Genomic DNA, 13,271 nt, shown 5'->3' on the forward strand with positions numbered 1-13,271 from the left:
GGAATAAAATATGAAACAACTAATACAATCATTTAAAACAGGCGAACTAGGTTTATTTGATGTTCCAGCACCATTGTGCTTAGATAATGGAGCCTTAGTGCAAACGACTGCTAGCTTAGTTAGTGCAGGCACAGAAAAAATGCTTGTAGATTTTGCTAAAAAATCGATGATCCAAAAAGCCAAAGATAGACCAGATCTCGTAAAACAAGTCATTGATAAAATGAAAAAAGAGGGCGTAAAAAATACTCTTGAAAAAGTCTTTACCAAGTTAGATACTCCTATTCCACTGGGCTATAGCTTAGCTGGAAAGGTTATTAAAGTCGGTGAAAATCTATCTGGAATAAATATCGGTGATAGAGTGGCTTGTGGTGGTGCAGGATATGCAAATCACGCAGAGATAAACTATATACCAAAAAATCTTATGGTTAAGATTCCTGATGAGGTTGATGATATAGATGCTTCTTTTGTCACTGTAGGCGCTATAGCATTACAAGGTGTTAGGCAAGCAGCTCCACTCCTTGGAGAAAAGATAGCTGTCATGGGTCTTGGACTTCTTGGACAGCTTACAGTCCAACTACTAAAAGCTAATGGTTGTAAAGTCATAGCTTCAGACATAGATCCGTCTAAAATGCAGCTAGCTAAAAAGCTTGGGTGTGATGAGGCGTGTCATGCCAGCGAGCTTATACAGAGAGCAAATGCTTTTACTGGAGGACGTGGAGTGGACGCTGTTATTGTAGTAGCATCAACTAGCTCTAATCAGCCCATAATAGACGCTGCTGAGATCTCTCGTATGCGTGGTAGGGTTGTGCTAGTAGGGATGGTTGGTATGGATGTCCCTAGAAATGTATATTATAAAAAAGAGTTAGAGATAAAGCTATCTATGGCTTATGGACCTGGGCGTTATGACTCACAGTATGAAGAAAAAGGCATAGACTATCCTTACGATTTGGTTAGATTCACAGAACAAAGGAATTTCGAAAGCTTCTTGGGGCTTATACAAGAGGGAAAAGTAACTCCAAAGGCTCTTATAACTCATTATTATGAATTTGATGATGCTATGAGTGCTTATGATCTTTTAGAAGGAAAGATTAAAGAAAAATATCTAGGCATAGTTCTAAAATACAAAGCAAATTTATACTTAAAAGACCATGCAGTTATCAAAAGATATGAAAAATCTGTTGGTTTAGATAAGATAAATGTAGGGCTAATTGGTGCTGGTAATTTTACAAAATCTGTTATATTGCCAAATTTACAAAAAGTAGATGGATTTAGCTTGGTTGGACTTTGTACCGCTACTGGAGTAAGCGCAGAAGGAACTGGTAAAAAATACGACTTCAAATACATCACAACAAATAGTGATGAACTATTTGCTAATGGCGAAATAAACACCGTATTTATCACAACCAAGCACAACGATCATGCAAATAAAGTCATAAAAGCTATTAATAACAAAAAACATTGCTTTGTCGAAAAGCCGCTTTGTATCACGCAAGAAGAGCTAGAGCAGATCAAATTGGCTTATAGCGGTCAAAGCTTGGTTCAAGTTGGATTTAATAGAAGATTTTCGCCTATGATAAAAAAGATGAAAGATCAAATTTTTGGTCAAATTTCTATCAATTACAGAATCAACGCTGGCGTAATACCAAAAGATGTTTGGATACAAGATAGACAAATAGGTGGAGGCAGAATAATAGGAGAAGTGTGCCATTTTATTGACACTTGTAGCTATTTGATAGGTAGTGATGTAAGTAGCGTATTTGCAACCACTGTGAGCAAATCAGACCAGTCAATCCCAGATGAAGATAACGTAAATATAGTGCTAAACTATAAAAATGGAAGCACTGCTGTTATAAATTATTACGCTTATGGCGATACTTCTATGCTAAAAGAATATATAGAAGTATTTGGCAATGGCATAAGTATGCAAATGAACGATTTTAGAGAGCTTGTCGTATATAAAAAAGGTAAAATCACAAAAGAAAAACATGCTAATCAAGATAAAGGATTTATTGGTGAGTTTAAAGCGTTTAAAGATGCTATAAATAGTGCAAAAAATGGTGCAAAACCGGCAATTGATTTTTCAAGCATCTATAATACGACATTATGCACCTTTAAAATCCTAGAATCAATAAAATCAAAGAGTTTGATAAACATAAATGAATAAATTTATTAGGCTATTTAACACTGTAAAATTTTTGAAATTTAGTCAAATTTATTATAGGCTTTTTTATTTTGTTAGAAATAAAATTAGGAAAACTACTAAATTTAAATATGATTTGACTAAAAAATCAAAGCCTGTAAGGCTAAATTTGATAGATTCTATAGGTCATTACAGCAAATTTGAAAATGGTAAATTTGATATACTAAATTTACCATTTAAATTTGATAAAAATATAGACTGGAATTATGATAAATTTGGTAAGCTTTGGGCATATAATCTTACGTATTTTGAGTATTTAAAAGATAAAAATGATCTTTGGCTTATTTATGATTTTATTGATAATATCCAAAATATTAAAGATGGTTTAGAGCCATTTCCTATTAGTTTAAGGTGTATTAACTGGATCAAATTTATCACAAAATTTGATATCAAAGATCAAAAAATTAATGATAGTTTGTATGCTCAGTATTATGTTTTGCTTGATAATATAGAATATCACTTGCTTGGAAATCACTTGCTTGAAAATGGATTTAGCCTGCTTTTTGGGGCCTATTATTTTCAAGATGATAGACTTTATGAAAAAGCAAAAAGAATTTTGCAAAATGAACTAGATAGGCAAATTTTACTAGACGGTGCACATTTTGAGTTAAGTCCTATGTATCATCAATTGATGTTTTTTAGGCTATTAGACTGTATAAATTTAGTAAAAAATAACAGCTATAAACAAGATTATAAATTTGAAAATTTATTATGCTTAAAAGCTTCAAAAATGCTTACTTGGCTTAAAAATATAACTTACGCAAATGGGGATATACCACTATTGGGCGACAGCGCAAACAAAATTGCACCTACCTCTGCTGAGTTATATAAATACGCTAATTCTTTAAATATAACTCCATTAAATTTAAAAATAAATAGATCTGGTTATTATAAAATAAATAGACCCAAATACGAATGTGTTGTTGATATTTGCGATATAAAAGCTAGTTATATACCAGGACATACTCACGCCGATACTTTTAGTTTTGAGCTTATGATTGATGGTAAGCCTTGCATAGTTGATAGTGGGATAAGTACGTATGATATTTGTGATTTGAGGTCTTATCAAAGAAGTACAAAAGCGCATAATTGCGTTGAGATAAATGGCTTAAATAGTAGTGAGGTTTGGAGTAGTTTTAGGGTTGCAAATAGGGCTAAAGTCTTTAGCGTCGTTAAAAAAGAAGATTATATCAAAGCTACACATAATGGATATAGAAAATTTGGTGTTTTGCATACTAGAGAGTGGAAATTTGATGATGATAAACTTATTATCGCTGATAGTCTAAACAAAAAATGTAACGCGATATTTAGACTTCATTTTCATCCAAATATCACTCAAGAGATGATAAATAATATGCTAAATTCCAAAGACTATAAGATGAAATTTAATACTTACGATTATGCTAGTGAGTTTAATAAGACGCAAAAAGCACTGTTTGTAGAGATTAAATTTGAGCAGTTTTTGGAAGTTGAGATAAATTTATGAAAAAAATACTATTTTTAACTGATAATTTTCCACCCGAGTTCAATGCTCCAGCTACTAGAACCTACGAGCACGTAAAAGAGTGGCTAAAAGACAAAGACGTGCAAGTCCAAATAATAACTTGCTTTCCAAATTTCCCTAGCGGTAAAATATATAACGGCTATAAAAATAAATTATATCAAAAAGAAAATTATGACGGAATAGAAGTTATTAGAGTATGGAGTTTTATGAGCTCAAACTCTGGATTTATCAAACGTGTATTGGATTATATGAGCTATGCTTTTATGGCTTTTTTTGTTGGTTTATTTTGCAAATTTGATATTATAGTTGCTACTTCACCACAGTTTTTTACTACTTGGGCTGGTTTTGGGCTTAGCAAGATCAAAAGAAAACCTTGGGTATTTGAGCTAAGAGATATTTGGCCAGAATCAATCAAAACAGTTGGAGCTATGAAAGATAGTGCTATTTTGAGATTTTTAGAAAAAGTAGAGCTGTTTTTGTATAGTGATTGTGCTAAAGTCATCGCTGTAACAGACGCCTTTAAGTCAAATTTAATAAGCCGCGGCATAGATGGTAAAAAGATAGAAGTAATAACAAATGGCTCAAATTTAGAGCTATTTTTCGCTCGCCCTAAAGATAATGAATTAATCAAAAAATATAATCTTGAAAACAAATTTGTGGTCGGATATATAGGAACTCATGGTCTAGCTCATAGCTTAGATTTTATTGTCAAAAGTATTTCAAAGCTCCAAGATAACGATATATGTTTTTTATTTGTTGGAGATGGGGCGGTAAAAGCTTCAGTGGTGAGTTTAGCCAAAGAGTTAAAACTAGAAAATATAGTTTTTTTGGGTCCCGTAGAAAAATCAGAAGTTCCAAAATATCTTAGCATATGTGATGTTTCTTTAGCTCCTTTAAAGAAAGAAGATAATTTCAAAACTGTTATACCATCTAAGATTTTTGAAGCATCAGCAATGCTAAAACCTACTTTGCTTGGAGTAGAAGGGCAAGCTAAGGAGATAATAGAAAAATATGGGGCGGGAATTTGCTTTGAGCCAGAAAATAAAGCTGATTTTATAGAAAAATTATGTAAAATAAAAGATAATAATATTTATGAAAATTGCCAAATTGGATGTCAAAAACTAGCAAACGATTTTGATAGAAAAAAACTTGCAAAATCTATGCTTGATATATTAAAAGAAATTTATTAGAGTAAATGGAGTAAATTTGAAAAAAGTTTTATTAGTATTTGGAACTCGCCCAGAAGCTATCAAGATGGCGCCTCTCGTAAAAGAGCTTCAAAAACATGAAGATATTATAACAAAAGTTTGCGTCACAGCCCAACACAGACAGATGTTAGATCAGGTTTTGGAGATTTTTGACATCAAGCCAGATTTTGATTTAGATATTATGAAAAAAGATCAAGATTTATATGATGTTACATCAAATGTACTTTTGGGCATGAAAGATGTATTTTCTAAATTTTTACCAGATGTTGTGCTTGTGCATGGGGATACTACTACAACGTCTGCGGCATCTTTGGCGGCATTTTATAATAAGATCAAGATAGGCCATGTCGAAGCTGGTCTTAGGACATATGATATCTACTCTCCATATCCAGAAGAGGCCAATCGTCAAATAACTGGTGTTTTGGCTACTTATCATTTCGCACCCACAATGACATCAAAACAAAATCTTCTAAAAGAAAATAAAGATCCAAATACAATAGCAGTTACTGGAAATACTGTTATAGATGCACTATTTTTAGCACTAAATCAAATACAATCAAATCCAAATTTAAAGTCAAAAATACTAAATTTATTAGATCAGCAGTATAAAATCAGCGATAGAAAGTTTATACTAGTAACCGGTCATAGAAGAGAGAATTTTGGTAATTCGTTTATAAATATCTGTAATGCATTAAAAAATATTGCTATAAATAATCCAAGTATCGATATAGTCTATCCCGTACATCTAAATCCAAACGTACAAAAGCCAGTAAACGAAATACTATCTGCCATATCAAATATCTATCTCATAAAGCCTTTAGAGTATGAGAGCTTCATATATTTGATGAATAAGAGTTATTTTATCATTACAGATAGTGGCGGCGTGCAAGAAGAAGCTCCAAGTCTTGGTAAACCGGTGCTTGTCATGCGTGATACTACAGAGCGTCCAGAAGCAGTTGAAGCTGGAACCGTAAGACTAGTAGGTGCAGATACAAGTAAAATAATTAGCGAAGCCACTAAGCTTTTAAATAATGAATTAGAATATGCAAAAATGAGTAAAGCAAGCAATCCATATGGGGATGGAAATGCTTGCAAAGCAATAGTTGAATTTATAAAAAGGACAGATAATGAATAAAATTTGTATAATTGGTTTGGGATATATAGGACTACCTACAGCTGCTTTGCTTGCTAGCAAGGGTTATGATGTGCATGGTGTAGATGTCATCCAAAAGGTTGTAGATACTATAAATGATTATAAAATCCATATCGTTGAGCCAGATTTAGATAAGTTTGTGAAATTGGCTGCTGAAAATAAAAAACTCAAAGCAGATACTAAACCAAAAGAAGCAGATGTATTTATCATAGCAGTTCCAACTCCTTTTCATGATGGATTTGTACCAAATATAGATTATGTTATTAGCGCCGCCAAATCCATAGCCCCTTATGTTAAGGCTGGTAATATTATTATATTAGAATCAACTTCTCCTGTAGGAACTACTCATAAAGTTGAAGAGATTTTAAAGGAAAATGGCGTTGATATATCACAAATTTACGTAGCTCACTGTCCGGAGCGAGTGCTACCTGGAAAAATAATGACTGAGCTAGTAAAAAATGACAGAATTGTCGGTGGAACCACTGATGCGGCTACAAAAATAACTGCTAAATTTTATAGGAAGTTTGTTGAAGGTGAAGTTCTTGAGACTGATGCAAAAACAGCAGAAATGGCAAAACTTACAGAAAATTCTTTCAGAGATGTAAATATTGCATTTGCAAATGAGCTTAGTATGTTGTGCGATAAATTTGGTATCAATGTATGGGAACTTATAAATCTTGCAAATAGACATCCAAGAGTAAATATTTTAAATCCTGGAGCTGGTGTTGGTGGGCATTGCATAGCTGTGGATCCATGGTTTATAGTCAATGCTGGTGGAGATACAGCAAAGCTTATAAAGGCTGCTAGAGAGGTAAATAACTATAAAACGCAGTGGGTCATAGAAAAAATTAAAAATGCGGTATTGAAATTTGAAAATAAAAATAGCAAAAAGGCTAAAGTGGCTTGCATGGGACTTGCATTTAAGCCAGATATTGATGATTTAAGGGAATCTCCAGCTCTAAATATAGCCAAAAGATTAAAAGCTGATGGACTAGATATACTAGCTGTTGAGCCAAATATAAAAACACATAATGATTTTGAAATAGTAGATTATAAAAAAGCCATAGATATAGCAGATGTTATTGTTATGCTAGTTGGTCATAAAGAATTTAAAGAATTAAATATAGAAACTGATTTAGATTTTTGTGGAGTATTAAATAAATGATATTTTGTTGGAAGAAGTAGATTTATAATCCCCTTCTTCCAATCACCACAAGCATAGTTTTGTATATGACTTTAAGCTCAAGCCAAAGGCTCCAGTGCTTGATATAGTATAGATCATACATCAGCTTTTGTTTAGCGTCTTCAGTGTTTGCACCGTATGGATACATCACTTGAGCCCAGCCAGTTATGCCTGGACGTACGAGATGACGCTCATTGTAGTAGGGGATTTCATCTTCATATTTTTTGACTAGTATATCCCACTCAGCTCTTGGACCGATTAGGTGCATCTCTCCACGAAATATATTGAGTATTTGAGGAAGTTCGTCCATTCTAGTCTTTCTCATGAAGTTGCCAAATGGATATACTCTACTATCACCTTCTTTTGTGTATGGATCGTGATAGCTATTTTCGTGCATTGTGCGAAATTTAATACAGCGAAATATCTCATGATCTTTGCCAACTCTATTTTGTTTGAAATATAATTTGCCTGGTGATTCTTTGGCGATTTTGTGCTTGATGTAGTAGATGAGCGGCCATAGTGTGAGAAACATCGTGCCGGCAAAACTCCAATCAATGATAGCCTTTTGGAAAAGCTCAAATTTCCCAAATGCTTTTATGTGGCTTAAAAATCTTAAATCCGCGTTATCTTCAGGGATATAGCACTTAAAAAGATACTTTTCCATAAGATTTTCCATTGTGATGATTTTTAGACGTTTGTGTTGTTTGGCGAATTGTAGTTTGGTGATGTATTTGATGATTTCGTTGCCGACTGTGACTTTTGTGTTTAGCACAAGTATATCGATGGGCTCAGTTTTAGCTATATTTTCAAGCTCGTTTAAAACCTCTTTCTCATCTCTATTTCGGTATCTTACGATATTTACGTGGTGAAATTTTTTATTTAGCTGTTTTAGCTCGCTATCTGTAAATTTGTATTTTCTACCAAGTATTATCATCAAAACTCCACTCATTAATATATAAATTATACCTAAATTTAAGTTAAATAAATCTTGCAGTAAATATCTATAAATTATATGTATAATTAATTTTTTTATTTTAATATTGTTATATTTGTGTTAAGTTAAACAATCTAATATAATTATTTAATTACTAGTAAAGAATATTTTTATTATTATGTTAGATGACAAAATAAATTCTTAAAAAGGAGAAACCGTGAAATCCATAATATATCTGCTTTTAGCCAGCTTATTTCTTGTTGGTTGTTCTAGCAAACCGCAGTCTATAAACTATCTTGCCAAATACGGTGGCGATCCATACGATCAAGATCCACTAAGACTTGGCTCAACTCCAAAAGAGCCAGCGATTCAAAAAATACCAGCGTTGCTTATCGGTGAAAATAAATTTTTTAAACAAAGCATACCAGGATTTAGTGGTTCACCGCAAAGCGATCCAGTTCATGGGCCAAATCCCCAAGATCCAGATAATCCTTTTGATGAGACGAAAGTGTTTTACAACACCCCACAAGCCTCTGATTATGTTTCTATCGTCTCTCACAACGACGCACTTATGACGATTTGGGCTTTGGCTTATGGCAATTGGGTTTGGTCGTATTCGGCTAGTGCTAGCACGAGTTTTGGGGATGCGAGAATTTGGAAGATAATAATATACCCAAAAAACTTCATTCAACTGCAAAATAAACTGACTGGCACTTGCCTTAGCGCTTACCAAAACGGCGTCGTGCATTATCCTTGTGATGATACAAACCAAGCGCAATTTTGGCAGTTAAATCAGTTTGCCAATGGAGCAGTCCAGTTCAAAAACTTTGCTTCAGGAGAGTGCCTGGCTACAGACACCACAAAAGGAAGTAGCTACTATGCTATAAACGCCGTATCTTGCATAAATGAAGGGCAAAGAAGCCTATCTCAACAATGGATAATCTCAGCGCCGTTTATAGAAGTTCCACCTATAAATTTGCCAGATGTTGGCTCGACACCAAAAGGATTTTAGATGAAACGTTTTATTATTATTTTGATAGCTAGTTTTAGTACGTTGCTTGCAAATATCGAAGACTTTAGCATTGCTACTTGGAATATGCAAGGCTCATCAGCTTCTACTGAAAGCAAGTGGAATGTAAATATCAGACAGCTTGTCTCTGGCAGTAGTGCGGCTGATATTTTGCTAGTGCAAGAAGCCGGAAGCATACCAGTGAGTGCAGTCTATACCGGCACAGTGGTTCAGCCTGTCGGCGTGGGGATTCCTATCGATGAGTTTACTTGGAATCTAGGCACAGCCTCAAGACCAAATTTGGTTTATATCTATTATTCTAGAGTAGATGTCGGGGCAAATAGGGTAAATTTAGCCATAGTTTCAAGAAGAAGAGCTGATGAGGTTATCGTCCTTCCGCCTCCGACTGTCGCTTCAAGACCGATTATAGGTATTCGCTTGGGTAATGACGTATTTTTTAGCATTCATGCTCTTGCAAACGGTGGCACTGACGCTCCTGCGATAGTGGAAAATGTGCATAGATTTTTTATAGGTAGACCAGAGATAAACTGGTTTATCGGTGGGGATTTTAACAGAGATCCAAACTCGCTCTCAAGGGCGTTAGAAGCAAGAGTGAGAGATAGAACAAACATAGTCTTTCCTAGCGGTGCGACGCAAAATAGCGGTGGAACTTTGGATTATGGTGTGAGTGGTAACTCAGCTACAACTAGCTTTGTAGCTCCAGCGATCGCAGCTGTTTTGATGCTCGCAAATATGCGTTCACAAATCACTTCAGACCATGTGCCTGTAAATTTCAGAAGATTTTAGGAGTTAAAAATGAAAATATTTATAAAATTATTACTAGTTATCTCATTTGTGATCCCTAGTTTTTCAGCCGAGGATGAAAATGTCATGCCACTAGTCTCTTTAAGAAGCCTGACAACTGGCATTTTGATAGCTTATGAAGACAACGCGCCAAATTTGATAGATAGAAACTGGAGGCTCAAAGATGTGATTTTGCCTTTTGAAATAAGCAAGCATTATCCATTTGGCAATATCCAGTTCATGCACCCAAGCCAAACTGATCTTTGTCTTGGCTTGGACGGGGCGAAGCTAACTTTAATGAAGTGCAATAATATAAATGTTGGTGATTTTAGGACTGCTTTTTCGCTGTTGCCGACTACGACTTCAGCAGTCCAGATAAAAGCGGTCAATGATCTAAATGAGTGCTTAAGCATTGGGACTTCGACTACAGGGACGTCGTTTTCAAGAATGGGGCTTAGAAGCTGCGAATTTGATGAAAGATTTAACGTCAGGATAGAAAATTTATTCGTTTTATCTGTGCCGATTTTGGATTCAAAACTTGTAAAATAAATTTACTGTATAAGCAATCTTGTGGTTGCTTATACTCTATTTTGGCAATTTATATAAAATAAAATACTTAATTAAATAATTTAAGTTTTAATTTAAGTATTTTTATAAATTTATCTTAGAACTACGTTTTTATCACTAAATTTAATATTTGTAATCTTAAAATATAACTCTAAATTTACTTAAAAAAGCCAGTTGTTACTTTTTTGTGGCTTTAAATTTGACTTTGAAACTTAAGCTTTTTCAAACTCTAAAGCAAGTATAATTCTGCCAAAAATCCAAGGATAAATTTTGAAAATAGTAAAACGTGATGGTAGCTTGCAAGATTACGAGAGCTACAAAATAGAAAGCGCAATCAAAAAAGCATATAAAAGTGTTTCAAAAGAGCCAAATTCGACCCTAATATCTAAAGTTTTAGCCAAAATTGAAGATCAAATGAGCGTCGAAGAGATCCAAGATAGTATCGAAAAAGCTATGTTTGAGAGTGGGGATTTTGAAGTATTAAAAAGCTTTATGCTATACCGCCACACTCACACTATGCAACGTGGTGGCGAGCTAGAAGAGCGCACCACTTACATTAATTCTACTCAAACAATCAACGAATACATAGGCAAATCCGACTGGCGTATCATGGCAAACTCCAACACAAGCTACTCAAATGCAGGTCTTATCAACAATACAGCTGGCAAAGTTATCGCCAACTACTGGCTAGATGCGGTCTATAGCGACATCGAAGGCGCAGCGCACAGAAACGGTGATTATCATATCCACGATCTTGATTGTCTCACAGGATATTGTGCTGGCTGGAGTCTGAGAGCCTTGCTAAATGAGGGATTTAACGGCGTTCGTGGTAGAGTGGAGAGCAGGGCGCCAAGCCACTTTAGAGAGGCACTTTCTCAAATGGCAAATTTCTTAGGAATTTTACAAAGCGAATGGGCTGGAGCTCAGGCTTTTAGTAGTTTTGATACATATCTTGCGCCTTATGTTTTCAAAGATCAGCTAAGCGACGCTGAGATCAAAAAAGCACTAACTAGCTTTATTTTCAACCTAAATGTTCCAGCGCGTTGGGGTCAAAGTCCTTTTACAAATGTCACGATAGACATCGTTCCGCCAAGCGATTTAAAAGATCAAATTCCTACTAAAAACAACGAGCATTTGTTTTTAAATTTGAGCGATGATGAGCTTTTAAAAGAGTGTAAGAAGCGTGGTAAAGCAGATTTTAAAGATATGACTTATGGCGATTTCAAGCCTGAAATGGATAGGATAAACACTGCATTTTACGATATTTTGACTGCTGGAGATAAGTGCTCTCAGCCTTTTACATTTCCTATTCCGACTGTGAATTTGACTGAGGATTTTGACTGGGATAGTCCTGTGGCGCATAAACTTTTTGAAAACACAGCCAAAATGGGTTCAAGCTACTTCCAAAACTTCATCGGCAGCCAGTACACTACAGACGAAAACGGCAACCGCGTCCCAAATGACAAGGCTTACAAGCCTGGAGCCGTGCGTTCGATGTGTTGCAGGCTTCAGCTAGATTTACGTGAGCTTTTAAAGCGTGGTGGTGGGCTTTTTGGTAGTGCTGAAATGACTGGAAGTATCGGCGTAGTCACGCTAAATTTAGCCCGTCTTGGGTATCACTTTAAAGGTGATAAAAAAGCCCTTTTCACAAGACTTGATGAGCTATTAAATTTAGCCAAAAGCACGCTAGAAAAGAAGCGTAAATTTATCAACGAAATGTACGCACGTGGGCTTTATCCATATACTGCAAGGTATCTCAAAAACTTCAACAATCACTTTAGCACGATTGGGATAAACGGCGCAAATGAGATGATTCGCAACTTTACAAATGATAAAGAAAATATCGCAACTCCGTTTGGCATAGCGCTAGCAAAAGAGCTGATAGAGCACCTTAGAGCCAAGATGATTGAGTTTCAAACAGCCACTGGCAATCTATATAATCTTGAAGCCACTCCAGCTGAGGGCACGACATATAGATTTGCTAAAGAAGACAAAAAACGCTATCCTGACATCATTCAAGCAGGATTTGATGAGAAGGTTTATTATACTAATTCAACCCAGCTCCCAGCGGGATTTGGCGATGATCCATTTAACGCTCTAAATCTCCAAGACGAGCTCCAAAGCAGCTACACTGGCGGAACTGTTTTTCACTTGTATATGAAAGAGCGTATCAGCAGCACAGAGGCTTGCAAAAAGCTAGTAAAAAGCATAGTGACAAACTATAAATTGCCTTATATCACGATTACACCAGTCTTTAGCGTGTGTCCGAAGCATGGGTATATAGCTGGAGAACACGAATATTGTCCGAAGTGCGATGAAGAGATAATCGCGGGAGCTTAAAGCTTTGTCTTTTTCCACTATACTTTGTTGATTTTTAAATTTAGTCAGTCACGGACGCTTTAGTCCGCTCTTTCCTAAATTTAAAAATCGCCTTGTCTAGTGAAAAAATACTTCAGCTATTTATATATGAAATTATATAAATTTAATTTCACAATGAAACCAAATTTAATAAACCAATTACTCTTTATAGGAAATACGTTCTAGAAAAAGGGGATTGGGGGATTTTAAGGGGTGCGGGGGCAAGGGGAAAACTATAACGCAGTTTGATAAAAAGAGTTTTCCCCTTGTTCCCCTTACGAAAGAAAAAATAAGTTTATAATACATCTTAAATTTAATGAAAAATACTTCAGCCTTGATGTGGTATAAAGA

10 protein-coding genes are annotated in these 13,271 nt (G+C 35.1%); 9 read left to right on the top strand and 1 reads right to left on the bottom strand.

What is annotated here, in order from left to right; translation table 11 throughout:
* Window positions 1-10: 10 nt before the first annotated feature.
* The 5 genes from CIG1485E_RS00310 (at window position 11) to wecC (ending at window position 7,230) form a co-directional block, all read left to right on the top strand.
* Window positions 11-2,164, top strand: coding sequence for a bi-domain-containing oxidoreductase (locus tag CIG1485E_RS00310; protein WP_038452492.1), 2,154 nt, complete (start codon window positions 11-13; stop codon window positions 2,162-2,164).
* 145 nt (window positions 2,165-2,309) lie between these two features.
* Window positions 2,310-3,686: an alginate lyase family protein gene (locus CIG1485E_RS00315; protein ID WP_158336094.1), complete on the top strand. Its 1,377-nt coding sequence runs from the start codon at window positions 2,310-2,312 to the stop codon at window positions 3,684-3,686.
* Window positions 3,683-4,894 carry a glycosyltransferase family 4 protein gene (locus tag CIG1485E_RS00320; protein ID WP_038452496.1) on the top strand — a complete coding sequence of 404 codons (1,212 nt, stop codon included), beginning with the start codon at window positions 3,683-3,685 and terminating at the stop codon, window positions 4,892-4,894. The genes CIG1485E_RS00315 and CIG1485E_RS00320 overlap by 4 nt, the downstream gene beginning before the upstream one ends.
* 16 nt (window positions 4,895-4,910) lie before the next feature.
* Complete coding sequence (gene wecB / locus CIG1485E_RS00325; protein ID WP_038452498.1) at window positions 4,911-6,047, top strand: non-hydrolyzing UDP-N-acetylglucosamine 2-epimerase; 1,137 nt, start codon at window positions 4,911-4,913, stop codon at window positions 6,045-6,047.
* Window positions 6,040-7,230 (top strand): UDP-N-acetyl-D-mannosamine dehydrogenase, encoded by a 1,191-nt coding sequence (gene wecC / locus CIG1485E_RS00330; protein ID WP_038452500.1) that lies wholly within the window; start codon window positions 6,040-6,042, stop codon window positions 7,228-7,230. Before wecB ends, wecC begins: the two co-directional genes overlap by 8 nt.
* Window positions 7,231-7,252: 22 nt before the next feature.
* Here the strand turns inward: wecC and CIG1485E_RS00335 are convergent, their stop codons facing one another.
* On the bottom strand, window positions 7,253-8,182 hold the full coding sequence (locus tag CIG1485E_RS00335) for a sugar transferase (RefSeq protein WP_038452502.1): 930 nt from the start codon (window positions 8,180-8,182) through the stop codon (window positions 7,253-7,255).
* Between the two features lie 217 nt (window positions 8,183-8,399).
* Here CIG1485E_RS00335 and CIG1485E_RS00340 point away from each other — a divergent pair, with 217 nt between their 5' ends.
* The 4 genes from CIG1485E_RS00340 to CIG1485E_RS00355 all read left to right on the top strand — a co-directional run bounded on the left by CIG1485E_RS00340 (window position 8,400) and on the right by CIG1485E_RS00355 (window position 12,902).
* Window positions 8,400-9,194 carry an RICIN domain-containing protein gene (locus tag CIG1485E_RS00340; RefSeq protein WP_051870885.1) on the top strand — a complete coding sequence of 265 codons (795 nt, stop codon included), beginning with the start codon at window positions 8,400-8,402 and terminating at the stop codon, window positions 9,192-9,194.
* Window positions 9,195-9,998, top strand: coding sequence for a cytolethal distending toxin subunit B family protein (locus tag CIG1485E_RS00345; protein WP_038452504.1), 804 nt, complete (start codon window positions 9,195-9,197; stop codon window positions 9,996-9,998).
* Between the two features lie 9 nt (window positions 9,999-10,007).
* On the top strand, window positions 10,008-10,544 hold the full coding sequence (locus tag CIG1485E_RS00350; protein WP_038452506.1) for an RICIN domain-containing protein: 537 nt from the start codon (window positions 10,008-10,010) through the stop codon (window positions 10,542-10,544).
* Window positions 10,545-10,832: 288 nt separating this feature from the next.
* On the top strand, window positions 10,833-12,902 hold the full coding sequence (locus tag CIG1485E_RS00355; protein ID WP_407637572.1) for a ribonucleoside triphosphate reductase: 2,070 nt from the start codon (window positions 10,833-10,835) through the stop codon (window positions 12,900-12,902).
* Window positions 12,903-13,271: the final 369 nt, after the last annotated feature.

Origin of the sequence: Campylobacter iguaniorum, from assembly GCF_000736415.1 — a bacterium.
GTDB classification, from domain to species: Bacteria; Campylobacterota; Campylobacteria; order Campylobacterales; family Campylobacteraceae; genus Campylobacter; species Campylobacter iguaniorum.